This is a genomic window from Streptomyces sp. NPDC048248 (assembly GCF_043201875.1).
Lineage (GTDB): Bacteria > Actinomycetota > Actinomycetes > Streptomycetales > Streptomycetaceae > Streptomyces.
Genome location: NZ_JBICZL010000001.1, coordinates 520,468 through 542,676, shown reverse-complemented (window position 1 = coordinate 542,676; position 22,209 = coordinate 520,468). Strand labels below are relative to the sequence as shown.

At 69.9% G+C, this 22,209-nt stretch carries 21 protein-coding genes; 8 read left to right on the top strand and 13 right to left on the bottom strand.

The window, feature by feature from the left end; all coding sequences use genetic code 11:
* Positions 1–32: 32 nt before the first annotated feature.
* The 3 genes from ACGFZW_RS02575 to ACGFZW_RS02565 are packed head-to-tail and all read right to left on the bottom strand — an operon-like array spanning position 33 to position 3,753.
* The gene (locus tag ACGFZW_RS02575; RefSeq protein ID WP_393891129.1) at positions 33–2,159 is read right to left on the bottom strand and encodes a xanthine dehydrogenase family protein molybdopterin-binding subunit; all 2,127 of its coding nucleotides are present in this window, start codon (positions 2,157–2,159) and stop codon (positions 33–35) included.
* Positions 2,156–3,148, bottom strand: coding sequence for an FAD binding domain-containing protein (locus tag ACGFZW_RS02570; protein WP_393891128.1), 993 nt, complete (start codon positions 3,146–3,148; stop codon positions 2,156–2,158). Before ACGFZW_RS02570 ends, ACGFZW_RS02575 begins: the two co-directional genes overlap by 4 nt.
* The gene (locus ACGFZW_RS02565; protein WP_393891127.1) at positions 3,145–3,753 is read right to left on the bottom strand and encodes a (2Fe-2S)-binding protein; all 609 of its coding nucleotides are present in this window, start codon (positions 3,751–3,753) and stop codon (positions 3,145–3,147) included. The genes ACGFZW_RS02570 and ACGFZW_RS02565 overlap by 4 nt, the downstream gene beginning before the upstream one ends.
* Positions 3,754–4,131: 378 nt before the next feature.
* On the opposite strand from ACGFZW_RS02565, the gene ACGFZW_RS02560 reads away from it, so the two are divergent.
* Positions 4,132–4,713 (top strand): TetR/AcrR family transcriptional regulator, encoded by a 582-nt coding sequence (locus ACGFZW_RS02560; protein WP_393891126.1) that lies wholly within the window; start codon positions 4,132–4,134, stop codon positions 4,711–4,713.
* Positions 4,714–4,793: 80 nt separating this feature from the next.
* Here ACGFZW_RS02560 and ACGFZW_RS02555 read toward each other — a convergent pair whose 3' ends face one another.
* The 3 genes from ACGFZW_RS02555 to ACGFZW_RS02545 all read right to left on the bottom strand — a co-directional run bounded on the left by ACGFZW_RS02555 (position 4,794) and on the right by ACGFZW_RS02545 (position 9,134).
* Complete coding sequence (locus tag ACGFZW_RS02555) at positions 4,794–7,031, bottom strand: HelD family protein (RefSeq protein WP_393891288.1); 2,238 nt, start codon at positions 7,029–7,031, stop codon at positions 4,794–4,796.
* 277 nt (positions 7,032–7,308) lie between these two features.
* Entirely contained in the window at positions 7,309–8,196 is an 888-nt protein-coding gene (locus ACGFZW_RS02550) for a serine hydrolase (RefSeq protein ID WP_393891287.1), read from the bottom strand.
* Positions 8,197–8,207: 11 nt separating this feature from the next.
* Positions 8,208–9,134 carry a LysR family transcriptional regulator gene (locus ACGFZW_RS02545; RefSeq protein ID WP_393891286.1) on the bottom strand — a complete coding sequence of 309 codons (927 nt, stop codon included), beginning with the start codon at positions 9,132–9,134 and terminating at the stop codon, positions 8,208–8,210.
* Positions 9,135–9,271: 137 nt separating this feature from the next.
* Here ACGFZW_RS02545 and bla point away from each other — a divergent pair, with 137 nt between their 5' ends.
* Entirely contained in the window at positions 9,272–10,198 is a 927-nt protein-coding gene (gene bla / locus ACGFZW_RS02540) for a class A beta-lactamase (RefSeq protein WP_393891125.1), read from the top strand.
* 140 nt (positions 10,199–10,338) lie between these two features.
* On the opposite strand, the gene ACGFZW_RS02535 is transcribed toward bla, so the two are convergent.
* Complete coding sequence (locus ACGFZW_RS02535; protein WP_393891124.1) at positions 10,339–10,614, bottom strand: helix-turn-helix domain-containing protein; 276 nt, start codon at positions 10,612–10,614, stop codon at positions 10,339–10,341.
* Between the two features lie 63 nt (positions 10,615–10,677).
* Here ACGFZW_RS02535 and map point away from each other — a divergent pair, with 63 nt between their 5' ends.
* A complete protein-coding gene (gene map, locus ACGFZW_RS02530; protein WP_393891285.1) occupies positions 10,678–11,445 on the top strand; it encodes a type I methionyl aminopeptidase in 768 nt (255 codons plus the stop codon).
* A 121-nt stretch (positions 11,446–11,566) separates the two neighbouring features.
* Positions 11,567–12,595 (top strand): aminoglycoside phosphotransferase family protein, encoded by a 1,029-nt coding sequence (locus tag ACGFZW_RS02525; RefSeq protein ID WP_393891123.1) that lies wholly within the window; start codon positions 11,567–11,569, stop codon positions 12,593–12,595.
* Positions 12,596–12,641: 46 nt separating this feature from the next.
* Here the strand turns inward: ACGFZW_RS02525 and ACGFZW_RS02520 are convergent, their stop codons facing one another.
* On the bottom strand, positions 12,642–13,217 hold the full coding sequence (locus ACGFZW_RS02520) for a winged helix-turn-helix domain-containing protein (protein ID WP_393891122.1): 576 nt from the start codon (positions 13,215–13,217) through the stop codon (positions 12,642–12,644).
* A 107-nt stretch (positions 13,218–13,324) separates the two neighbouring features.
* Here ACGFZW_RS02520 and def point away from each other — a divergent pair, with 107 nt between their 5' ends.
* Positions 13,325–13,987, top strand: a complete 663-nt coding sequence (gene def / locus ACGFZW_RS02515) for a peptide deformylase (RefSeq protein WP_393891284.1) — start codon at positions 13,325–13,327, stop codon at positions 13,985–13,987.
* Between the two features lie 76 nt (positions 13,988–14,063).
* Here the strand turns inward: def and ACGFZW_RS02510 are convergent, their stop codons facing one another.
* The gene (locus tag ACGFZW_RS02510; protein WP_393891121.1) at positions 14,064–14,708 is read right to left on the bottom strand and encodes a dihydrofolate reductase family protein; all 645 of its coding nucleotides are present in this window, start codon (positions 14,706–14,708) and stop codon (positions 14,064–14,066) included.
* Between the two features lie 398 nt (positions 14,709–15,106).
* Here ACGFZW_RS02510 and ACGFZW_RS02505 point away from each other — a divergent pair, with 398 nt between their 5' ends.
* On the top strand, positions 15,107–15,892 hold the full coding sequence (locus ACGFZW_RS02505; protein ID WP_393891120.1) for an alpha/beta fold hydrolase: 786 nt from the start codon (positions 15,107–15,109) through the stop codon (positions 15,890–15,892).
* Between the two features lie 111 nt (positions 15,893–16,003).
* Here ACGFZW_RS02505 and ACGFZW_RS02500 read toward each other — a convergent pair whose 3' ends face one another.
* Positions 16,004–16,831: an alpha/beta fold hydrolase gene (locus ACGFZW_RS02500; RefSeq protein ID WP_393891119.1), complete on the bottom strand. Its 828-nt coding sequence runs from the start codon at positions 16,829–16,831 to the stop codon at positions 16,004–16,006.
* 89 nt (positions 16,832–16,920) lie between these two features.
* Between ACGFZW_RS02500 and ACGFZW_RS02495 the strand changes: the two genes are divergently transcribed.
* Complete coding sequence (locus tag ACGFZW_RS02495; RefSeq protein ID WP_393891118.1) at positions 16,921–17,514, top strand: sigma-70 family RNA polymerase sigma factor; 594 nt, start codon at positions 16,921–16,923, stop codon at positions 17,512–17,514.
* A gap of 337 nt (positions 17,515–17,851) precedes the next feature.
* Here ACGFZW_RS02495 and ACGFZW_RS02490 read toward each other — a convergent pair whose 3' ends face one another.
* Both ACGFZW_RS02490 and ACGFZW_RS02485 read right to left on the bottom strand, forming a co-directional pair.
* Positions 17,852–18,502: a GPP34 family phosphoprotein gene (locus tag ACGFZW_RS02490; protein ID WP_393891117.1), complete on the bottom strand. Its 651-nt coding sequence runs from the start codon at positions 18,500–18,502 to the stop codon at positions 17,852–17,854.
* A gap of 240 nt (positions 18,503–18,742) precedes the next feature.
* Positions 18,743–19,456, bottom strand: coding sequence for a DUF4232 domain-containing protein (locus ACGFZW_RS02485; protein WP_393891116.1), 714 nt, complete (start codon positions 19,454–19,456; stop codon positions 18,743–18,745).
* Positions 19,457–19,654: 198 nt separating this feature from the next.
* Between ACGFZW_RS02485 and ACGFZW_RS02480 the strand changes: the two genes are divergently transcribed.
* A complete protein-coding gene (locus ACGFZW_RS02480) occupies positions 19,655–21,046 on the top strand; it encodes a helix-turn-helix domain-containing protein (RefSeq protein WP_393891115.1) in 1,392 nt (463 codons plus the stop codon).
* Between the two features lie 139 nt (positions 21,047–21,185).
* On the opposite strand, the gene ACGFZW_RS02475 is transcribed toward ACGFZW_RS02480, so the two are convergent.
* Positions 21,186–22,193 carry an NADP-dependent oxidoreductase gene (locus ACGFZW_RS02475; RefSeq protein ID WP_393891114.1) on the bottom strand — a complete coding sequence of 336 codons (1,008 nt, stop codon included), beginning with the start codon at positions 22,191–22,193 and terminating at the stop codon, positions 21,186–21,188.
* Positions 22,194–22,209 lie beyond the last annotated feature (16 nt).

Genomic DNA, 22,209 nt, shown 5'->3' with positions numbered 1-22,209 from the left:
GCCGGCGGCAGCTCCGCCGGCGCCGTGCGCTCTCATCCGGCGTCGGCGGCCCCGCCTCCCGCCATCAGGACGCGGTCGGGCCGGATCGGCAGGGCCCGGTGGCGTACCCCGGTCGCGTGCCAGACGGCGTTGGCGATCGCCGCCGCGGCTCCCACGATCCCGATCTCGCCGATGCCCTTGAACCCGACCGGGTCGTCCGTGTCCGGGTCGTCCACCCAGTCCGCCTCGATCAGGGGGACATCGGCGTTCGCGGCGACGTGGTAGCCGGCGAGGTCTGCGCCGACGTGCCCGCCCGACGCCTGGTCCCTGATCGCCTCCTCGTGCAGTGCCATGGAAAGGCCCCAGGTCATACCGCCGATGAGCTGGCTGCGCGCGGTCAGCGGGTTGACTATCCGGCCCGCGGCGAAGATGCCGAGCATGCGCCGGACGCGGACCTCACCGGTAGTGACGTCGACGGCGACCTCGGCGAACTGCGCGCCGAAGGAGTGCCGTTCCTTCTTCGAGAGCGCGCCCACGGCCTCGGAGGTGTCCGACCGGGCGGTGATCCCATCCGGTGGGATGTCGCCGCCCAGGGCGAGTTGTTCACGCAGCTCGGCAGCCGCTGCGGTGACCGCCCAGCCCCAGGAGCGGGTGCCCATCGAGCCGCCGGCGATCATCGCCTGGCCGAAGTCGCTGTCCGCGATCCGTGTCCGGATACGGCCCGGCTCCACCTCCAAGGCATCCGCCGCGATCAGCGTCAGCGCCGTCCGAGCACCGGTGCCGATGTCCGCGGCATTGATGCGTACGGTGAAGGTGCCGTCCGCCTCCGCCGTCACGGCAGCGGTGGACGGCATGGCCATCACGGGGAAAGAGGCCGCGGCCGTACCTGTCCCGATCAGCAGGCGCCCCTCGCGGCGCACGCCGGGGCGCGCGTCCCGGTCCGCCCAGCCGAACCTGCGAGCGCCCTCCTCGAAGCAGGTCAGCAGGTTGCGGCTGCTGAACGGCAGCCCGGAAAGCGGCCCCACGTCCGGTTCGTTGCGTGCGCGCAGCGCGATCGGGTCCAGGCCGCACTTCTCGGCGAGTTCGTCGAGCGCGCACTCCATCGCGAACGAGCCAGGCGCCTCGCCCGGCGCGCGCATGTATGTCGGAGTCGGCACATCCAGCGGCACCACGCGATTGACGCTGTGGTGCGCGTCCGCGTCGTACATCACGCGCCCCACATTGGCGCTCGCCTCGACGAACTCATGGATGGTCGACGTCAGGTTCTGGGCCCGGTGGTCGAACGCGCGCAGCCGCCCGTCGGCGTCGGCGCCGAGCCGGAGCCGCTGCGCGGTGGGGCTGCGGTAGCCGGTCACCGAGAACATCTGACGGCGGGTCAGCACGACGCGGACCGGGCGGTGCAGGACGGTCGTGGCCATCACGGCACACACCTGGTGCACGCGGAGCCCCTTGGAACCGAACCCGCCGCCGACATGTTCGGACCGTACCCGTACCGAGGCCGGGTCGAGGGAGAACAGATTGGCGAGCTCCGCCGCCACCCACATCGTGCCCTGATTGGAGTCGACGACGTCGAGCCGGCCACCCTCCCAGCGAGCCGTTGCCGCATGGGGCTCCAGCATGGCGTGGTGCTCTTCCGGCGTGGTGTACTCCGCGTCCACGACGGCGGTGGACGCGCCGAGTTCGGCCTCGACGTCCCCCTTCTCCGCGGCGGAGTTCTCCGGCGTGTACGTACCGGGGCGGCCGGCGGAGAATGCCACGTCGTGCGGCTCCTCGTCGTACCGGACCACCAGTGCCTCGGCGGCCTCCCTGGCCTGCTCGGAGGTTTCGGCGACGACCAGTGCCACCGGCCAGCCCGCATACGGCACCCGGTCCTGCTGGAAGACCCCGAGGGTCGGGTCGGGCCGCCCCAACAGGCCCACGTAGTCGACATCGACGCGCGGGGCGTTTCCGTGGTGCAGGACGGCGAGCACACCGGGCATCGCCAGCACGGGGTCGGCCTCGACGGAACGGACCCTGCCGCGGGCAATGGTGGACAGCACCAGCCAGCCGTGGGCGAGTTCGGCGAAGGGAATCTCGCCGGCGTAGCGGGCCGCTCCGGTGACCTTGGCCAGTCCTTCGAGCCGGGTGTGCGAAGTGCCGACGGCGCCTGCGACCGCGGTCGTTCCCGTTGTCGTGGTCATCGGGCGGCCTCCTCGGTCAGCTCGGTCAGCACGGCTACGACGAGGTTGCGCATCAGGGTCACCTTGTATCCGTTATGGGGCAGGGCCTCGGCCGCGGCGAGTTCGGCGTCCGCGGCCGCCGCGAACGCCTCGGCGGTCGCCGGCCCCCCGGTGAGCGTCCGCTCGGCCTCCCGGGCCCGCCACGGCCGGGACGCGACCGCCCCGAAGGCCAGGCGCACCTCCTGGACGACGCCGTCGCGGACATCGAGGGCGGCGGCGATGGAGCCGATGGCGAAGGCGTACGACGCGCGCTCGCGCACCTTGCGGTAGCGGGAGGTGGCGGCCACGCGAGTCGGCGGCAGGGTGATGCCGGTGATCAGCGCACCGGCCGGCAGCGCGGTCTCCAGGTGCGGGGTGTCGCCGACCGGGAGGTAGAAGTCCTCGATCGGCAGCTCGCCGGGCCCGTCGGCGGTTTCGTAGGTGACGACCGCGTCGAAGGCGGCGAGCGCGACTCCCATGTCCGAGGGGTGGACGGCCACACAGTGCGCGGACGCGCCCAGGATCGCGTGGTTGTGGTGCTCACCCTCGATCGCGGGGCAACCGCTGCCGGGTACGCGCTTGTTGCACGGCTTGCTCAGATCGGGGAAGTATCCGCAACGAGTGCGCTGGAGCAGATTTCCGCCGACGGTTGCCATGTTGCGCAGCTGCCCCGAAGCGCCGGCCAGGACCGCCTCAGCCAATGCCGGGTAGCGGCGTCGTACTTCGGGGTGGGCGGCGAGATCGCTGTTGGTGACGGTGGCACCGATACGCAGGCCGCCGTCGTCCGTGGTCTCGATTCCGTCGAGGGGAAGGTCGCGCACGTCGATGAGCAGAGCGGGCCGCTCCACCCCTGCCTTCATCAGGTCGACGAGGTTGGTGCCGCCGCCGAGAGCGCGGGCAGCGGGATCGGCGCCGAGCAGGGCGACCGCTCCCGCGACGTCCTCCGCGCGCTGGTATCCGAATTCCCTCATGCCGTCACCTCGGCGTCCGCCGTGCCGGCGAGGTGAGCCGAGCTGTCATGCCCGAGCGGGGCCGGAACCCGAGCGGCCCCGTCCTCGGCCGCCCGTGCGACCGCCTGAACGATCGACACATACGCGCCACAGCGGCACAGGTTGCCGCTCATCCGCTCCCGGATCTCGTCAGCGGTCAGTGGTGGCACGCCCGCTTCCGGTCGTACGTCGGCACTCGCTGCGCTAGGCCAGCCCGCCGCGTGCTCCTCGATCACCGCGATGGCCGAACAGATCTGGCCGGGTGTGCAGTAGCCGCATTGGTAGCCGTCCAGGTCGAGGAATGCCTGCTGCACGGGATGCAGCCGCTCACCCTCGGCCACGCCCTCGATGGTGGTGATCTCGCGTCCCTCCGCGGCGACCGCGAGCTGGAGGCAGGAGACCGCTCGGCGTCCGTCCAGCAACACCGTGCAAGCACCGCATTGGCCCTGGTCGCAGCCCTTCTTGGTGCCTGTCAGATCAAGGTGCTCGCGCAGCGCGTCGAGCAGGGTGGTGCGGTGGTCGACGGGCAGGGAGTGCTTTTCGCCGTTGATGTTCAAGGTGATGGCGCTGGACGTCGATAGGGCCATGATCAGCCTTCTTTCGCGTAAGTGTGCGCGGCGGGCGGCAGCCCTGGGACCGAGGTCGTCGGCCGGGAGGCCAAGCTGTCACTGTCACGCGGGAGCGGGAGCGTCGAAGACGATCCCGGCGGAAGTACGGGAGGAGAGATGGCGCTGTGCGTAGGGCGGCGGGAGCCGGGGAGACCTGTGGGTCATGCGGTGGCACGTGGTCGATCGCACGGGCCGCCACCTGTCCCCACCGGCCAAATCTGCCGCTATGGTGGACCCAAGCGGACAGCTGTCCGCCAGTCGTCAAAACTACCGGACAGTTGTCCGGTTAGCAAGGCCGACTCATCGCAGAACCATCCGTGAGTCCCGTGCGACGCGTGATTCCCGGAAGGAGGACACGTGGCCCCGGCAGAAGACGCGCCACTGCGCTCGGACGCGCAACACAATCGCGAGCGCATTTTGGAAGCGGCACTGGAGGAGCTGACACGGTCGGCCGACGCGCCGCTCAGCACGATCGCGAAGAAGGCCGGCGTCGGGCAGGGAACGCTGTACCGCAACTTCCCCAACCGCGAGGCACTCGTGCTGGAGGTCTACCGCTACGAAGTCCAGCAGGTCGCCGACAGCGCATCCCAACTCCTGCGGTCCCACGCGCCGGACGATGCCCTGCGCGAGTGGATGAACCGCCTCGCCCAGTACGCCATGGCGAAGGCGGGCCTTGCTGACGCGATGCGGCAGGCCACCAGCGCGCAGGGCTGCCTCGCCGGAGTAGGCCACGGCTCGGTGACCTCGGCCGTCACCCTCCTGCTGGAAGCCAACGAAGAAGCCGGCACCCTCCGCCCAGGGGTGACCCCCGACGACTTCATGCTCGCCATCGCCGGCCTCTGGCAGATCAACCCGCACGGAGCCGACTGGCAGTCGCGCGCAGAACGCCTCCTGGACCTGGTCATGGACGGTCTCCGCGCCGGTGCGCCGGGAGCGTGAGCCGCGCGGCGCCGGTGCGACCGGCGCGCTCCCGACCCGGGTGCGCCGCAGGCCGGCCCTGTGGCGCACCCCTCTTGCGGTCACCGGACTGATGAGGCATCCGCCTTCGACAGGGCGCCCAGTGCCGCCGGCAGCGACCGGGCATGCACCACGCCCAGCCGTTGTGTGGCCCGGGTGAGCGCGACGTACAGGTCGCTCGCCCCCAGCTCCTCCGGTTCCACCACGATCACCGCGTCGAACTCCAGCCCCTTGGCCTGCCGGGGATCGATCAGCACCACGGGGCTGGTCAGATCCGGCGAGGAACCGGCAGAGAGGTCCGGAAGTGCCGGCAGGAGGTTCTCGTGGCGGGAGCGTGCGGCGATCACGGCAAGGCGGCCGTCCTCCCGGGACTCCCGTGCGACGGCCTCGGCGACGGCTCCGGGAAGATCCTCGGTGCGCTGAGCCCAAGGCCTAACGCCGGTGGAGCGGATCGAGCGCGGCGGCTCGAAGGAGGCGTCGCCGGCCCGGGGGACCTCGGCCGCGACCTCCATGATCTCGGTCGGCGTACGGTAGTTGACCCCGAGCCTGACGTGCTCCCAGCGGTCGTCGACATACGGCGCGAGGACCGCCTCCCACGAACCGCAGCCACCAGGTTCCGCGGTCTGCGCGGGGTCGCCGACCAGCGTCATCGAGCGGGTGGGGCACCTGCGCATCAGCAGCCGCCACATCATGGCGGACAGCTCCTGTGCCTCGTCCACGATGATGTGGCCGAACGCCCATGTGCGGTCGGCCGCTGCGCGTTCGGCGGCGCTGCGGTGATCGGCCTCCTCGTGCCGGTCGGCGAGCAGCTCCGCGTCGACCAGGTCGTGTGCGGCCAGTACCTCCGAATCCTCGTCGTCACGGTCCTCGAACTCCTGGGTGCGCGAGCCGTAGGAGAGGTCGAGCACGCCCTGCGCGTAGGCGATCCGCTCCTGCCGCTCCGATTCGGCGGCGGCCTGCGCGGCGGAGTCGTCCTCCCCGAGGAGTTCGGCGGCCTCGTCCAGCAGGGGAACGTCCGCCGGCGTCCATGCGCCGTCCGCACGACGGATCGCCTCCGCGTCCGCCTCAGGGAGGTGGACCGGTTCGGCGAGGAAGTCGGCGACCAGCCGCTGCGCCGTGAGAGAAGGCCACAACTCCTCGATGACACCGTGTACTTCGGGGCTGACGGCTACCGCCTTGCCGAGCTGGGCGAGGTCGTCGGGACCGAGGAGGTTCGGCCCGCCGAAGGGGTCCGCGCCGATCCGCTCGGCCAGCTGAGCGGTGAGCGCGTCGATGACGTGGAAGGCGAAGTGGGGACGGGCCAGATTGTGCGGAAGCCCGGTCTCCCGGGCCCGGGCCCGGGCCTCGCCCACCAAGTCCGCGTCCAGCCGCAGCTCGCCGTCCTCGTGGTCGACGACGATGACCGGGTCGGGCAGCGTCTGCCGGTCCCGGACGTAGCGCGCCAGCGCATCCGCCATCGCCGAGCCGCCCTTGACCTCGGCGGCCCGAGCGGTGTCGATTCCCGTCGCGGTGACGCCGGGGAAGAGTTCGGCAGGGGAGGCGAGCAGGACCCCCGTCTCACCGAGCGAGGGGAGTACCTCGGCGATGTAACCCAGGAACGCCGGGTTGGGCCCGACGATCAGCACGGCACGCCGCGCCAGGTGCTCCCGATGGGCGTAGAGCAGATACGCGGCACGGTGCAGCGCGACGACGGTCTTCCCGGTGCCGGGGCCACCCTCCACGACAAGGACGCCGTGGTGCGGGGCGCGGATGATCCGGTCCTGCTCGGCCTGGATGGTCTGCACGATGTCGTGCATCCGCCCGGTGCGCGCCGCGTCCAGCGCAGCGAGCAGTACGGCGTCCGCGTCGGAACCCTCGTGGCCGGTGCGTACGGAGTCGGTGAGGTCCAGGATCTCGTCGTGCAGGGCGGTGACCCTGCGGCCCTCGGTGGTGATGTGGCGTCTGCGGCGCAGGCCCATCGGAGTGTGGCCGGTCGCGAGGTAGAACGGACGCGCCACCTCCGCCCGCCAGTCGATGACGAGGGGCGTACGTTCCGCGTCATCACGCCGGATACCGATCCGGCCGATGTGGTGGTCCTGGCCGTCGAGGAACGCCAGGCGACCGAAGCACAGGCCGTTCTCCCCGGAGTCGAAGGCCGCGAGCATGCCGGCCTGCTCCGCCACCAGCACATCTCGCTCCAAGCGCGCCTGAAAGGTGCTCACCTCCCGAGGCAGCGCTCCCCGCACCGCCGCCTCGGCTCCGCTCCGCAGCTCGGCGAGACGCCCGTAAAGCAGATCGATGAATTCTTGCTCGCTCCGTATTTCCGCGTTTGACAATGCAGCTCTGCTCCGATACTATTTGGAATGAAGATGAGGGCTCTGTTTTCGGCAAGTTCAAAACATAGAAGCCCCAAATATACGCAGAGGAATACCCCGGCCGTCAATTCGGTGCGGGGTATTTTTGTCGCGCAGTTCGGAGTGCGCGACGGGCCCGGCCATGGGCTGGGGCAGGGACACCGGGTCGCCGCCCTCCATACGTTCAGGGTCGGCGCAAGAGCGGGTTCCGCGGATGATCCCCCGCCCGGCACGAAGACGCGACCTAGAGCTGCCGTAGGTGGTCACGCAGCCTGCGGGCGGCCTGCGACATGAGGGCGTCGGCTCCGGGCTGGGTGCTGGCCGGAACGATCGACTCCGTGAGAACGGCGATGGCGAAAGCCTGGCCGTCGGAGTGCTCGACGACACCGATCTCGTGGCGGAGATTGAGGAGCGTGCCCGTCTTGGAGGACCAGGTGGTGGCGTCGGAGCTGAAATCCGGGGCGAGTCGGTGTCGGAGCAGATTGTGGGCCATGAGATCGCGCACGCGCGCGGCCACTTCGGCGGGAATCTTCGATGGCGTCCACAGCGCTTGGAGCAGCTCGACATAGGCACGCGCGCTCCCGGTGCTGGCGCGGGTGGTGTCGAGCTGCGGCACCCGGTGACCGCGGCCGCTGGTGCCGGCGTCGATGGCGAGGGCATGGGCGAGATGGGCCTGGGCGGCGTCGAAGCGTTCCGCGGGGGTGTCGGACAACTCGCGCATGCCGTGCCGGATGGTGAAGCCGCGCAGGCCGAACTCCTGGAGGATGTCGGTCACTTGGGTGGGCGGGGTGAGCTCGAACAGCGCGTCGGCGGCCGTTCCGTCGCTCACGCAGGTGCTCAGGTAGAGCAGGTCGTCGATCGCGATCCTGGCGGGGTGCCGGAACCGGCTCAGCCCGGTGGGTCCGGGCGTGGTGATCCGCCCGGGTTGCACGTCGAGCACCGTCGCCCCGTCGAGCTCGCCCCGTCGGATCCGCTCCGCCGTCGCCAGCGCGAGCGGAACCTTGACCAGTGATGCCGAAGGCAGCTGGGTGTCCGGCTCGATCCCCAGCTCCTCTCCCGTGTGCAGATCCCGCACGAGCACACAGCCGCGCATGCCGCCGTCGTGCAGCTCCCGCTGGATGTCGCGAAGCATCGCCGTTGAGCTCACGCCGCCGTCGCCTCCGCGGTGCTTGCTCGTGGCTCTGCGCTGAGACAGCGTGCGATGGCGTCGCCCAAGCGCTCCGTGAGGTCCTGCGGATCACCGTCCGCGGTGGCGAGGGCGAACCCCCTGCCGAGCGTGATCTCTCCGATGGGTCGCCAGGTCAGGGCGAGTTCGTCGGCTTGCGCGGGCGAGCACAGCAACAGGTCACGGGTGCACAGGACTTCCGCCGCCGCCGTCGTCAGGTCGTCGGCGGCGACGAGCTGTGCGGGCCGCAGGCCCACCGCGTCGCGCAGCCGCGTCAGCGGGTCACGGATGTGCGGCACGTCGTCCTCCGGCTGGATCCAGATACGGCAGGCGGGGCCGACGGAGACTCGTCCGACACGCAGCGTTTCGAGGTAGACGCGCTTGACGCCGGGATCCTGGGCACTCGCCAGCCCGAGCGGCACCGACCATGCCGCCTCGTCCGGCGGCACTGCCAGCAATGCGGCCCGCACCTGCTGCGAGTGCAGGAGCTCCCTGCGCCGGGCCGGCGAGGTCACCCGCAGATCGAGCGTGATGCCATGCCCCCGGGCCTCGGCGACGAGGCGCGCGAGGCCGGCAGTGGAGCAGGTGCCGGGCACCGCGAGCCGCCACGGCTTGCGCTTGGCGGCTTCCGCCTCGTCCAGCAGCACATCGGCCGTCTGCACGAGCTGTCGGGCAGCCGGCAGCATCGCCCGGCCGAACGGGGTGAGGACCGCCCGTCGCGACGTGCGCTCGAACAATCGCTCACCGAAGCGTTCCTCCAGGGCGGCGACGCGACGGCTGGCCACCGACTGGGACATCCGGGCAGCGTCCGCGCCGACGGTGAAACTGCCGTACTCGCTGACGCTCACAAAAGCACGGCACGCCCCCAAGAGATCCACAACCAGGACCCTATGCCAGATCAGCATGAAAGAGCGCATGAGGGTATTGGACCGCATGGCCCGACGCAGGTGAGGGTGCTTGCGACACACGACCACGCAACGGATGGGGTGTGCCACCCCATCCCCTGTGCGCCCTGCATTCGGGGCACCCGGAGGTTTGGACCATGCAGCACACTCGTGCCAGGCGAGCCGTTCTCGGTGCGCTCGTCGCGCTCGCCCTCGTCCCTCTTGCGGCCTGCGGCGAAGGCGGTGCCACGGCCTCGTCGTCCCCGTCCGCCGCGACGACGGGACCGAGCGCGGACGCGAAGTCGTCCGCCGGCGAGTTCAAGAAGCTTGAGCGCAAGTTCGACGCGCGGCTGGGCGTCTATGCCATCGACACCGCAACGGGGCGCGAGGTGGGCTACAACGACGATGAGCGGTTCGCCTATGCCTCCACGTTCAAGGCGCTGGCCGCAGGCGCCGTGCTGCGGAAGTACTCCCTGACCGGGATGGACCGAGTGATCAGGTACTCGAAGGACGACCTGGTGGCCAACTCTCCCGTCACCGAAAAGCACGTCGAGACCGGGATGAGCCTGGGAAAGCTGTGCGACGCCGCTGTCCGGTTCAGTGACAACACCGCTGCCAACCTGCTCTTCGAGGAGCTCGGCGGGCCCAAGGGGCTCGATTCCGCACTCGCGAAGATCGGGGACGATGTCACCAGGATGGAGCGCATCGAACCGCAGCTGAGCCTGTGGGACCCGAACAGCACGCGGGACACCAGCACGCCCCGGGCCTTGGCCAAGGATCTGCGCGCCTATGTGCTCGGAGACGTCCTCGGCAAGCCGGAACGCGCCCAGCTCACGAAGTGGCTGAAGACTAACACCACCGGAGGCGAGCTCATCAGGGCCGGGGTGCCCAAGGAGTGGGTGGTCGGCGACAAGACGGGAATGGGCAGCAACTACGGCATCCGCAACGACATCGCCGTGGTGTGGCCCCCTGACGCGGCCCCCATCGTCGTGGCGATCACGACGAACCGCAGCGAGGAAGGCGCCGACTACGACAACAAGCTGATCGCGGAAGCGGCATCCGTGGTCGCCGAGACGATGTCGTAACAGCATGCGGATGTGCCGCGGCGGGGGAGTGGGCGGGCGATGACCCGGCCGGGCTGCCGCGGGGGTGTGTGGGCGTCCGGCCCGGGCAGCCGTGGGCAGCCCGGGCCGGACGCCCCGCACGCCGGTGAGGTCGAGAAGGCTCAGGCCGAGAGCGCCGGCTCTTCCCACTCGGCGTCGTGAGCGCATGCGGCAGCGAGTTCGTCCAAGGACACCTCGAGCGCGGTCGCCAGAGCCGCCACCGTGAAGAAGGCGGGAGTCGGCGCCCGGCCGGTCTCGATCTTGCGCAGCGTCTCCGCCGATACCCCCGCCGCTGCGGCCACCTCCACCATGCTGCGATCGCCGCGCGCCTGACGCAGCAGCGCCCCGAACTGCTCTCCGCGCTGTCGTTCCCACGGGGTCAAAGGAGTTCTCACCATGCCCGTGATACTAATACCGGTATAAGAATTGGGTGCAGGTGCATGAGCAAGGAGTTGTGGGCCATGGTGGAGATCAAGACCGACGCGGCATTGGAAGCGATGCGGGAGGCCGGGCGCGTCGTGGCCCATGCGCTCGCCGCTGCCAGGGAAGCGGCAGGGGTGGGGGTGTCCCTGCTCGACCTGGACGAAGCCGCCCGCACCGTCCTGACCAAGGCCGGGGCGCGCTCACCCTTTCTCGGATACCAGCCCTCCTTCGCTTCCACCCCCTTCCCCGCGGTGATCTGCACCTCGGTCAACGACGCGCTGGTGCACGGCGTCCCCACCGACTACCGCTTGCGCGACGGCGACCTGGTCAGCATCGACTGCGGCGCGGAATTGGACGGCTGGACCGGCGACGCCGCCATCAGCTTCACCGTCGGCACACCTCGTCCCGCTGACCTCGATCTGATCGACGCCACCCAGCAGGCCCTTGACGCCGGCATCGCGGCGGCCACCGTGGGCCACCGGATCGGCGACATCTCCCACGCCATCGGCAACGTCGCCCGCACCGCACGCTGCGGGATGCCGGCCGATTTCGGCGGCCACGGCATCGGCCGCCGCATGCACGAGGACCCCCACATCCCCAACCGCGGACGTCCCGGCCGCGGCTTCCCCCTGCGCCACGGTCTGACCATCGCCATCGAACCCATGCTCATGGCCGGCGGGCGGGACGACTATCGCACGGGCTCCGACGGCTGGACCCTGCTCACCACTGACGGCAGCCGAGCGGCTCACATCGAGCACACCGTCGCCATCACCGAAGAGGGCCCTCGCATTCTGACCCTGCCCTGACCCGGGCCAGGCTCGGTGGGTGAGTCGCCTTCTCGTCCACCAGGCCGCCGAAGGGTGCTGCCGTCCGGCCTCCAACTCGTGTTGTCCATAACGGCATTCGCGTAGATGCGAAGATGAGCAGATGTGGTCACGACTGCCGTTCGGTGACAAGTTGCGGAGCGAGCTGGGCTCACCTCGTCGGGCTCGGCGGCTGGGCAGCAGTCCGCGATCGCGGGTCTGGCGGGCCGAGCTGTCCGGAACACCCGTCGTGGTCAAGCAGCTCATCGACGCCCCGGAGGCCGCCGAGAGGTACGCGCGCGAGTGGGCCGCGCTCAAGCTCTCGGCTCACGTCGATCCGCCCGTGGTGCCGAAGCTCCTCGCCGCCGATCCGGATGAGCGAGTGCTGGTCCTTGAGCACTTGGAGCATCGGAAGCCGCGCGAGGACTGGGTGGTCGACTACGGCGCGGCGCTGGCCCGGCTCCATGCGGCCACCGGTGCCGACGCCGCAGGGGTTCTGCCCGTCTGGTCCGGTCCGACTCGCGAGGACGTCACCTCCTTCCTCGGGCTTGCGCAGGCGCTCGGCGTTGCCGTGCCCCCGGGGGCACGGCCGGAGCTGGACGATCTCGTGGACCGTCTGGCCCGGGCGCCTGGCCATGCGCTGCTGCATGGCGACCCCTGTCCAGGTAACGACATGCATACCGCCGACGGCATCAGGTTCATCGACTTCGAACAGGCGTCACTGGGCAATGGGCTCGTGGAACTCGCGTATCTGCGCATCGGTTTCCCGACCTGCTGGTGTGTCACCGCCCCGACGCCGCCGCTACTGGACGCGGCGGAAGCCGCCTACCGCGTCGCCTGGCGCCAGGCGACGGGCACCGATGTCCAGGAGGGTCTCACCGACGCATGTGCCGGCTGGCTGCTACGCGGTGATGCGCTGGTCCAGCGGGCTCAGCGCGGGACGGCTGATCACCTGGCCAGGGTCCCGGAGCGGGACTGGCGCTGGGGCACGGTGACGGCCCGGCAGCGGCTCCTCCACCGCCTCGGAGTCATCAGCCGGATGGCCGCCGACGGCGGAGACCTGGTAGGCCTGGGGCATCTGGCCGCGGATATGCGCAAGGGCATGCTCACCCGCTGGCCCAAACTCGCACCGCCGCCCACACTACGGCCGTGAGGGAGCCTCACCCCGCCTGGGGCGAGCGCGAAACGGTGGCGACTGCTCAGTCCTTCCCCGCACCGTCAGCGGTGTGGGGAAGGAGGGGGAACAGCCGAGTGATGAGAGCCACCGGTCGAGCGCCGTCGGGCCGGGCCAGAGGGCGTTGTTCGCGGTCCTGATAGGGCGCGAGCGCACGTCGGATCACGTCGGCGACCCGACTCATCTCCTCGGGCGTCAGGTAGGCGATGGCGCTGAAGGCTTCGTCGTGGCGCCACTCGCCGGGCGCTTGGGCGCGTTGGGCGAGCCATCGCTGCCAGCTCTCGTCCTCCAGCCCCCGGGCCAAGTCGCCGAACTGCTCGGCGGGCCCGCCGGTATCGGGGGCGTGCTGCCTCAGACGCCAGGGGCGTGCGCGGCCCCCGTTGTGGGGGGCCTCTTCGATGTATCCGTGACGTGCGAGCTGCCGTAGGTGGAACGAGCAGAGACCGGAGCTGTAGCCGAGCCGGGAGGCGGCTTCGGTCGCCGTGACGGCGCCGACTTCGGCGAGCAGGCTCAGCAGAGCTGTGCGGACTGCGTGCTCACGCAGTTCCTCGCCGGTGCCGGCCGTCCTGTCGTCCGAGGCGTTGAGGTCATCTTCAGTCACTTTGCAAAGTCTGCTACTTTGCAAAGCACTTGGCAAGAGCCCTTGCCGAAGGCATCGGCTGCGGTGACCTCCGCGGCATCTGTTGCGTGCAATTGGGGGAGACAGTCATGTCTGTTCATCACGAGCCGCCCCGTCCCGTCGACCGGCGAGTTCGGGTGCAAGGCCGCCCCGTCGACACCTGTCCGACTCTGCCGCCGGAGGCGCAACGGGGTTCGGTTCGCAGGGTCACGGTGGTGGGTGAGGAGGTGCTGAGCCGTCCGTGCCGGGAGGTGACCGCGTTCGGAACACCGGAGCTGTCGGCGTTGATCGACGACATGTTCCTGACCATGTATGTGGCCGACGGCGCCGGTCTTGCCGCCAACCAGGTTGGCGTCGACCTGCGGCTGTTCGTGTATGACTGCCCGGACGACTCCGGGGTTCGGCACGTCGGTCACCTCATCAACCCGGTTCTGGATCTCCCCGATCCCGGCACCCGCCGGCTGGTTGACGACTTCGAGGGCTGCCTGTCCGTGCCCGGTGCCACCATGGCCGTGCCCCGCACCGATCGTGCTGTCGTCCGCGGGGTCGACAAGGACGGCAACCCTCTGATCATCGAGGGGATGGGCTACTTCGCCCGATGTCTGCAGCACGAGACCGACCATCTCGCCGGCCACACGTATCTTGATCGGCTCTCCAAGCGCGACCGCAAGGAGGCGCTGCGGCAGATGGAAGATCGCCGGGAAGATGTCTTCGCCCGACGCGCGACCAAGGCCGCCGGCCTGGAACGGTGACACACCCGCCGCCCAGGCCCCTCAGGCCGCCCCCGCCGCTCTCACGCCCCGGAGTGACCTCGCGTCACCTTCACCATCACTCTCGCCAGAACAGGTGGTGGGTCACTCCGCTCGAGCTGGGCACGACATCGAGGTGGAACCGGTCGAGCAGCTCCTCGGGTGATTCCCAGAGCCGGGACCCGGACCCGAGCTGCACCTGCGAGACCGCCACATGCATCGTGTCGACGAGGTCGGCGTCAAGGAACTGCCGGATGGTGGTGGCCCCGCCGCCGAGCCGGACGTCCTTGCCCTGTGCGGCCTCCCGAGCCAGCGCCAGAACCGTGGCCGGGTCGTCGTCGACGAAGTGGAACGTGGTGTCGGAGAGCGTGAACGACGGACGCTTGTGGTGGGTCATGACGAACACCGGGGTGTGAAACGGGGGCTCGTCACCCCACCAGCCGCGCCATTCGTGGTCCTGCCAGGGCCCGCGCTGAGGCCCGAACTTGTTGCGGCCCATGATCTCGGCGCCGATATTGCGCGCGTAGTCCCGCGTGAAATAGTCGTCGAGACCGCGGCTCCCCCCGGGTTCGGTGCGCCGGGGCCAGCTCGCCGTGGCGCCGGCCCAGGCGAACATGTCCCCGGGATCGGCGTCGCCGAACGGTCTCTCAAGGCTCTGATGCTCACCGGCCCCGAATCCGTCACGCGAGATGCTGAAGTTCTGGACTCTCAGCAGCTGTTCCACGAGGTTCCTCCTGTGTCGTCGATAGAGGTGAGACTGCGCGTGCCGGGCACATTCATCGCCGCGCCCGGGAGCGGCGGCCGGCAGAGGTTGTGTAATGCCGTGACCATGTCCTCGTTCCGGTCGAGCTCGGCGTCCGCCCCGGGGCCGGGCCGGCACCTCGCCTCCTGACGCCACGTCGGATGTACTCCGCCCATCCAACCCGGCCCGATCCGCCGAGCGCGACGACCAATCCGGCGAACCTTCCAGGTCAGAGGCTGGGAGGGCGCGGGCCTGGACCTGGGCCCTGCTCCTTCGCCCGCGCCGCATGCGGTGCACGCCCCCCGTGCCCGCACGGAGCAGCCGCCCGCGGGGGACACTTGAAGGTACGCGTAGCCGAAGCGTTCGACGGGGGATCGCAGATGACTGCCATTCATGTGACGGAGTGGGACGAGACCGAGGGCAGGGGAGTCCCCGCGGTCTTCGTGCACAACATCTTTACGTGGGGCAGTGACGAGGCGTACGGCTTCGCTGCCCAGCGGTCGCTGGCCGACCGTTACCGCCTGCTGCTGGTGGACCGCCGGGGCTATGGCCGCAGCCCCGACACCGACCAGAGCGACTTCGACGCAGACGCCGACGATCTGGTGGAACTGCTGGCCCGGCAGGAATGCGGCGCCCATGTGGTCGGCCACGGCAACGGAGGTCTGGCGGCTATGCTCGCCGCCGGGCGCCGCCCCGACCTCGTACGCTCCCTGACGCTGATCCAGCCTGCAGCGTTCTCCGCAGCCACCGGACACCCGGTGATCCAGGAAATGCTGCACCGGGTACGGGACAGCGCCGGCGTGCCGGATTCGGTCACGCCCGAGCAGTATCTGCGCGCTTCCACGGAGGGGCTGGGGATGGCCATGCCGGACCCCACCCCGCAGCGCCTTCGCGCGGTGGCCACCTCGATGCACGAACGCCCGGTGTGGGAGGCGGTGGTGCCTCTGAGCCCGCTGCGGGCCGCCCCGTGGCCGACGTTGGTGGTCTGCGGAACCTGGCAGGACGCGCCGGAGCTGTACCGCAGGTACGCCGGGGAACCGCTGATCGCCTGTGCCGAGGCCGTAGCGGAGACCGTCGGCGCCCGTCTACTACGTGTGGCCGGCTACTACCCCCACACTCAGCAACCGGGCACCGTCAACGCCGCCTTGCGGGACCTGTGGAGGTAGGGCCGGGCCGCCCCGAGGTGGCGGAACGGCATGCGGTTGTTCGTCCGGTCGGGGGGCCAACCCCACCGGGCTTGTCCTCGTGCACCTCGGGCTGCAGGGGAGCACGCGGACTCAAGCCAGGAATGCCGCCGTGGTGGCCACGAACCGGTCGGCGTCGTCGAGCCACGGGTAGTGGCCCGCCCCCGGCTGGACCACGAGCCGGGCGTCGGGGAATGCGCCCGCGAACTCTGCAGCCGACCGGGGCGGGCTGTTCAGGTCGAACTCTCCGGTGAGAAGGAGGACGGGGGCCTCGCAGGTGGCGAGGGCCGCGCGAGTGATCTCCGGGCGGAAGGCGCCCTCGGCCGCGAAGAGAGCGACAGCCTCCTCGTTGCGCGGCCGGCCGGCCGCGTGGTGCTTGCGGGTCTCGCTGTCCCAACGGCCGTAAAGAAAAGGCGCGATGGCCTCACCGTCGCTGCCCGCTCCCTCGATGATCGCCTCCAAGGCGGTGAACGCCGTCGGGAACCACGACTCGTCCTTACGAAGCCGCGCCAGCTCGCGGCGCGTGTCCCCGGTGATGGTGACACCGACGGCACGAGTGCTGGGGCCGATCAGGGCGAGCTTGCCGATCCTCTTCGGGTGCCGGGCCGCGTACTGCGTCGCGATGTTCGTGCCCGCGGAGTGGCCGAGAAGGGACATCCGCGGGAGTCCGAGGTGTTCGCGCAGCGCCTCGACGTCGTCGACCAGGTGATCGCAGCGATAGGACGAGACGTCCTTGGGGAGCGCGGATCGACCGGTGCCGCGCAGGTCCAGCAGGATCAGCCGGTTGTGCCTGGTCAGCCCGCCGAGGTCGCCGAGGTAGAGGGAGTCCGCGGGGCCTCCCGGCAGACAGACGACCGGTGCGCCGTCTCCGATGACGCGGTAGGCGAGCAGGGTTCCGTCAGGTGCGGAGTAGGAAGGCATGACGGACACCCTGTCAGCCATAACCAGGTAATACAACCAGGTTATGGTTGTCGAACCAGGTATAAATCCGAGCTATGGCAAGGGAAGAGATGACGCCTCAGAGCCCCGAGAGGCTGACCGAGGAACAGGCTGAGCGGATGCTCGCCGAGATGAACGACGTCATCCGGGCGGGCGAGGAGATGCGGAAGCTACGGGCTGAAATGATCAAACTGTTCGCCGGCTTCGGCTGGACCCAGGAAAGGATCTCCCAGCTCACCGAGATGAGTCAGCCGGCCGTCTCCAAGCAGGTGAGCAAGCACAAGACGGGCGACCCGCTGCCTCCGATGGAGTTTTCCCTCGACCAGCACGACGCGCCCTGGCTCGAAGGGCGCCTGTGGGGGCTCGCCGAGGAAATCACCGATTTCACCGATCACACCGCTCGCTGCACGCGCTGCCTCAACGCCATCGCCCGGGGAAAGAAGCGCTTCACGCCGCGGAACGTCGACGAGTTGCGGCGCCTCGTCGAGGAGGACCTGATGCTGCGTCGTGCAGATATACCCGGCAGCTACCGGGATGCGTACGACGAGATCAGCCGGGGTCTCGACCTCCCCGCCCCCTCGAAGACCACCGCCACGACTCCCGCATCTCTGCGCCGCGCCCTGGCCCGCCAGATCCAACGCGACCGCCTCAGGGCCGTCGGCTGAGGGCTGTCCGAAATGATCACGCGGAACGATGCCGGGCGACTTCCAGAACCAGTAGCCGATGGTCTCGTAGCCCTCGGGCCGTCGGTGCGGCTTCGCGGCATAGGGGTTCAGCGGTCCGTCGACATCCACCAACGGCGCTGGGCGCATCAGCTCACCCCCTGGTTCTGCCGTGCACGGTACCGGCCGGCGATGACACCGCCCAGGGAGATACCGGCAGGCAGCGCTCTCCCCAGGTCTCGGCTGAGCGGCGCCTGATGCGTCAGCAGTGATCATGACGTCGTTAGCCGTCCTGGCGCCGTTCGGCGAGCTGCCCCTAGGTTTTGCCGTGGCCCGGTATTCAGCTCCATCCGCCGCCCACGGCCCGGTGGGACACGATGGAGGTGAGCAGCGCGTTGCGCAGGCCGGGAGCGAAGTCGTCGAACCGATGCGCGAAGGCCGTGAGGGTCTGTTTGTGCGCGCGCCGCTCCCGTCCGTCGAAAAGAACGCTTGCCTCGCCTTCGGTGCACAGCAAGGCGGTGGCCAGATCGTCGAGCAGGACCGCAGTCGGATCCGAGTCGCTCAAAACCACGCTGCGGGTCGCCTCGCGAAGGGCGAGGACCTGTTCCGGGGCGGTGAGAACGACGTGGTGCGGGCCCAGCGGACCGAGCCGCCGATGCTCGGGCTCGCGGATCACTCCCGCCGTGAGGAGTTGTGAGCGCATCGGCGCCTCGGCCGTGTGGGCCTCGTTGTGGACCAATTCGAGCCAGCGTTCGGGCTTGTCGGCGGACACCTGGCCCCACACCTGGGCGAGGAAGGCATCGGCCGGCGGCTCGGTTCCGAGCCGGATGGCCTTGCCGCCGTCGGTGCCGACCAGTCCGGCATCGAGGAGCTCGGTCAGTGCCGCGGCACGCAGCCGCTGTCCGCGAAATTGCAGGTTGGCAGTCGTGAAGTCGTTCTTGGCGGGGCTGTAGGCCATCAGGTAAATGCGCTGAGGCAAAGTCAGGTTCACCGGGTGCGCCGCTCCTTCGCTGTGGTGCGTCGTCAGCTGTCGACGACGTTCACCGAGTTTTCCACGTGAGCACCCCAGTACCCGGCGAGGTGATGGCCCTCTCTCACCGGAGTCGAGACGCTCACGGCCTCCGGCCCAGCGGAGGCCGGCCCGCAGGCGATGAAGCCATTCCCTCTGGACTCGGGGTGCGGTGCCGACCTCTTGGTGAGCGGGCAGGAGAACTCCGTGTCGGCGATGCCGTCACCAGCTGATGGCGTCGTCCATCGACTGCTGCCAGTACGTGACCTTGAGGGAGTCGTCGACGTAGACGCCCTTGGCGGGCAGCGCGGGGTCGGCAGCCGTGCCGACGCTCTCGTCGCCGGAGGGGCCCTGGAAGTGGACGGCCAGGGACTGCTCGGTGCGGCCGTGGGAGCCGCTGCCGTCGGCCGCGGACAGGTTCACGGAGGCGTAGCCGGACTCGCCCGGCTTGAGGCTGATGACGGCCTGCGGGTGGGAGTCCTCGATGACCGGCGGCACGGACTGGGCCTCGCCGAAGCGTACGGCAGGGTAGCCGTAGAGATGGCAGCTGCTGCTGCCGATGTTGGTGACCGTGAGGAGCATGTGGTTCACGGGGCGGTTCAGGGGCGCCGCGACCGTCCTGGTGTTGGAGCCCTCGCACGTGACGTCCTTGCCGCCGGCGCCCGTCTTGCCGTTCCCGGCCGCGACGGTCTTCGTCGCGGATGCGTTCGCGCCGGACCTCGAACCGGGGGACCCGGGCTTCGCGTCATCGGGGGAGGAGGCGCCGGATCCGGCCGCCTTGGATGCGGAGGGCGATGCGGTGGCGGAGGCGTTCTTGGATGAGCCCTCGCCCCGGACGCCCGAGCTGTCGTTGCACGCCGTCAGGGAGAGGGCGGCGAGCACACCGGTCGCGGCCGCGGTCAGAAGGCGGGTGCGGGAGTTGCGAATGCTGGACATGTGGCTGGTCCCCTTCGGTGGTGCGGTGGTCGTGGTGCTTGGATGACGGAAGCTTGTGGGGTGATCCGTCCCAGTCGCCACGAATGCGGGGCAGTTGGGGATGCCGGAACATGGAAACGGGCTTTGACCAGGGGGAACGTAAGGGGTCCGGAACGCGGGAACGGGACGCGCCGGGTCACATGGGGAGGGGGAACAACGGTGTCAGGAGCAACAGGGGGCGCGGGGGCCGCCGGGGAAACGGATGCGTTCGCGGAGCTGCTGCGGGGGTTCAAGGAACGCTCGGGACTGAGCTACGGCACGCTCGCCAAACGGCTGCACACGAGCACATCGACGCTGCACCGCTACTGCAACGGCAGTGCGGTGCCGGCCGACTACGCGCCGGTCGAGCGGCTCGCCAGAGCGTGCCGCGCGAGCCCCGAGGAACTGGTCGAGTTGCACCGGCGGTGGATTCTGGCGGATGCGGCGCGGGTGCGTAAGGGGCCGGGGCCGGGCGGGGCGTTGCGCGGTGCCGGAGTCGGCGCCGGGAGACTCAACGCGGCGAAGAATCCTGCCGATTCGGGTGGTGATCTGCCCGAGGCGGAGGGCGGGACGGAGCCGGCGCGCGGGGGCGCCGAACGCAGCGAACCCGCCGGAAGCGATGAGCCCGATGTCAGCGGCACCGTCGCGTCCGCCCCCACCCCTTCCGCTCCCTTGCGGCTCCGTCGGCGCCGCACCGCGCTCATCGCGTCCGTTGCCACGGCAGTCGTTCTGGGCGCAGTGGTGCTGGCCGTTGGCCTTCCGTCCTCCGGAGGCGAAAGCGGCGGCCAGAAGGCCGCCGGGGCTGCCGGGACCGGTACGGCCACGGCCGGCGGTACCACCCGGGCGAAAGACAAGCGGTCGTCACAGCCGGCCTCCCCTTCCCCGTCGCGTGGTGCGCACACCGGCGAACCCTCGGCCTCGGCGTCGGAGTCCGCCCCTCAACACGCCCGGGGCACCGACAAGGAAACCAGTGGCGTACCGGTCAACGTCGCCACCCGCCCCTACGTCTACGACAGTCCGTGCAGCCAGCACTTCCTCGTCGACAGCGAGCCCGAACAGGTCGGCCCGCCCGCCCCTGAACAGGACGCGCCCCGATGGGCCGCCGCGTACGGCGCGACATCGTCGGGCGAGCAACGCGTCGCCCTCACCGTGCAGGGCACCAGCAAGGACACCGTCGTCCTGGAGGCGTTGCACGTACGCATCATCACGAAGGGCGCCCCGCTCGCCTGGAACGACTACGCGATGGGCGTCGGCTGCGGCGGCAACGTCGAAACCACGTCATTCGACATCGACCTCGACAACGGCAGCCCCACCGTCACCGGCAGGAACGGCCAACGGGACTTCCCGTACAAGATCAGCGAGTCCGACCCGGAGGTCTTCTACGTCACCGCCCACACCAGGGCCCACGACGTCCGCTGGGACCTCGTCCTGGACTGGTCCAGCGGCGACCGTCACGGCACCGTGCACATCGACAACAACGGCAGCCCCTTCCGTACGAGTGCCGGCGCCGGCCGCCCCGGCTACGACTACCCGCTGGGCGGCAGCGAGTGGATCGAGCGGGAGGAGCAGTAGCCACGAACGCCTCGCCCAAGGTCAGCGCGCCATGACGAGCGGCAAACACGCCGCGACTCCGGCGAGCTGACCGCGTGCGCCGTCAGCGCGGCCGCACCGTGCCTCTCCTGACCGGGGAGGCACTTCTGCCCACCTGCTGTCAGATTCGGACCAGCATCTTCCCGGTGTTCCAGCCGCCCATCAGGCCGAGGAAGGCGTCCACCGCATTGCCGATGCCGTCCACGACGGTTTCCCGGAAGGTGATGCTGCCGTCGGCCAGCCAGTTGCTCATCTCGTGGGCGAAGCGGGGCTGGAGAGCCGTGTGGTCGCCTACTTCGAATCCGCGCAGGGTGAGCCGCTTCTTCACCACTTCGACCAGATTGCTCGGACCGGGCGTCCGCCCGGTGGCGTTGTATCCGGAGATGGCCCCGCACAGCGCAGCTCGACCGTGGGGGTTCAGCGCGTCGATGGCGGCTTCCAGATGATCGCCTCCCACGTTGTCGAAATACACGTCCACGCCCGAGGGGGCGGCCTTCATGAGCTGCTCGCGTACGCTGCCGTCCTTGTAGTTGAATGCGGCGGTGAAGCCGAGCTCGCCGATCAGGTACTGCACCTTTTCGTCGGAGCCGGCGCTGCCGATGACGGCCTTGGCGCCGCGCAGCCGGGCGATCTGGCCTGCCAGGCTGCCCACTGCGCCGGCGGCTCCGGAGACGAAAACGGTGTCACCCTCGCGCAGCTCGGTTATCTCGGTCAGCCCGACGTAGGCGCTGAGTCCAGGCATACCGAGTACGCCCAGAAACGCGGATTCCGGTACGCCGTCGACCCGTTGGAGCCTGGTGAGGAGCTTGGCGTGGGCGACAGCAGCAGTGCGCCAGCCCAGGTTGCCGAGTACGAGGTCCCCCGGGGCCAGCCCGGCTGCGCGCGACTCGACGACCTGGCCCACGGCCCCGCCTGTCATCGGCTCACCCAGCGCGTAGGAGGGGATATCAGGGTCCCCGGCACCCATGAGAGCCCGCATGTAGGGGTCCATCGAGAGGAAGGTGTTGCGGACCAGGACTTCGTCAGCGCCCGGTAAGGGCAATGTCCGCTCCACCAGGCGGAAATCGTCGGTGACTGGTCGGCCCACGGGACGTGCGACCAGGTGCCATTCCTGTGCGGTGCTCGTCATGAGCTGAATTCCTCTC

What these genes read in the sequence shown, in the direction of transcription:
- ACGFZW_RS02565 (WP_393891127.1), bottom strand. Translation starts at nt 3,753, where the DNA reads ATGGCCCTATCGACGTCCAGCGCCATCACCTTGAACATCAACGGCGAA.
- ACGFZW_RS02550 (WP_393891287.1), bottom strand. Translation starts at nt 8,196, where the DNA reads ATGCTTCGCGACATCCAGCGGGAGCTGCACGACGGCGGCATGCGCGGC.
- ACGFZW_RS02545 (WP_393891286.1), bottom strand. Translation starts at nt 9,134, where the DNA reads ATGCTGATCTGGCATAGGGTCCTGGTTGTGGATCTCTTGGGGGCGTGC.
- ACGFZW_RS02475 (WP_393891114.1), bottom strand. Translation starts at nt 22,193, where the DNA reads ATGACGAGCACCGCACAGGAATGGCACCTGGTCGCACGTCCCGTGGGC.
- bla (WP_393891125.1), top strand. Translation starts at nt 9,272, where the DNA reads ATGCAGCACACTCGTGCCAGGCGAGCCGTTCTCGGTGCGCTCGTCGCG.
- ACGFZW_RS02570 (WP_393891128.1), bottom strand. Translation starts at nt 3,148, where the DNA reads ATGAGGGAATTCGGATACCAGCGCGCGGAGGACGTCGCGGGAGCGGTC.
- ACGFZW_RS02575 (WP_393891129.1), bottom strand. Translation starts at nt 2,159, where the DNA reads ATGACCACGACAACGGGAACGACCGCGGTCGCAGGCGCCGTCGGCACT.
- ACGFZW_RS02505 (WP_393891120.1), top strand. Translation starts at nt 15,107, where the DNA reads ATGACTGCCATTCATGTGACGGAGTGGGACGAGACCGAGGGCAGGGGA.
- map (WP_393891285.1), top strand. Translation starts at nt 10,678, where the DNA reads ATGGTGGAGATCAAGACCGACGCGGCATTGGAAGCGATGCGGGAGGCC.
- ACGFZW_RS02535 (WP_393891124.1), bottom strand. Translation starts at nt 10,614, where the DNA reads ATGGTGAGAACTCCTTTGACCCCGTGGGAACGACAGCGCGGAGAGCAG.
- ACGFZW_RS02500 (WP_393891119.1), bottom strand. Translation starts at nt 16,831, where the DNA reads ATGCCTTCCTACTCCGCACCTGACGGAACCCTGCTCGCCTACCGCGTC.
- ACGFZW_RS02525 (WP_393891123.1), top strand. Translation starts at nt 11,567, where the DNA reads ATGTGGTCACGACTGCCGTTCGGTGACAAGTTGCGGAGCGAGCTGGGC.
- def (WP_393891284.1), top strand. Translation starts at nt 13,325, where the DNA reads ATGTCTGTTCATCACGAGCCGCCCCGTCCCGTCGACCGGCGAGTTCGG.
- ACGFZW_RS02485 (WP_393891116.1), bottom strand. Translation starts at nt 19,456, where the DNA reads ATGTCCAGCATTCGCAACTCCCGCACCCGCCTTCTGACCGCGGCCGCG.
- ACGFZW_RS02495 (WP_393891118.1), top strand. Translation starts at nt 16,921, where the DNA reads ATGACGCCTCAGAGCCCCGAGAGGCTGACCGAGGAACAGGCTGAGCGG.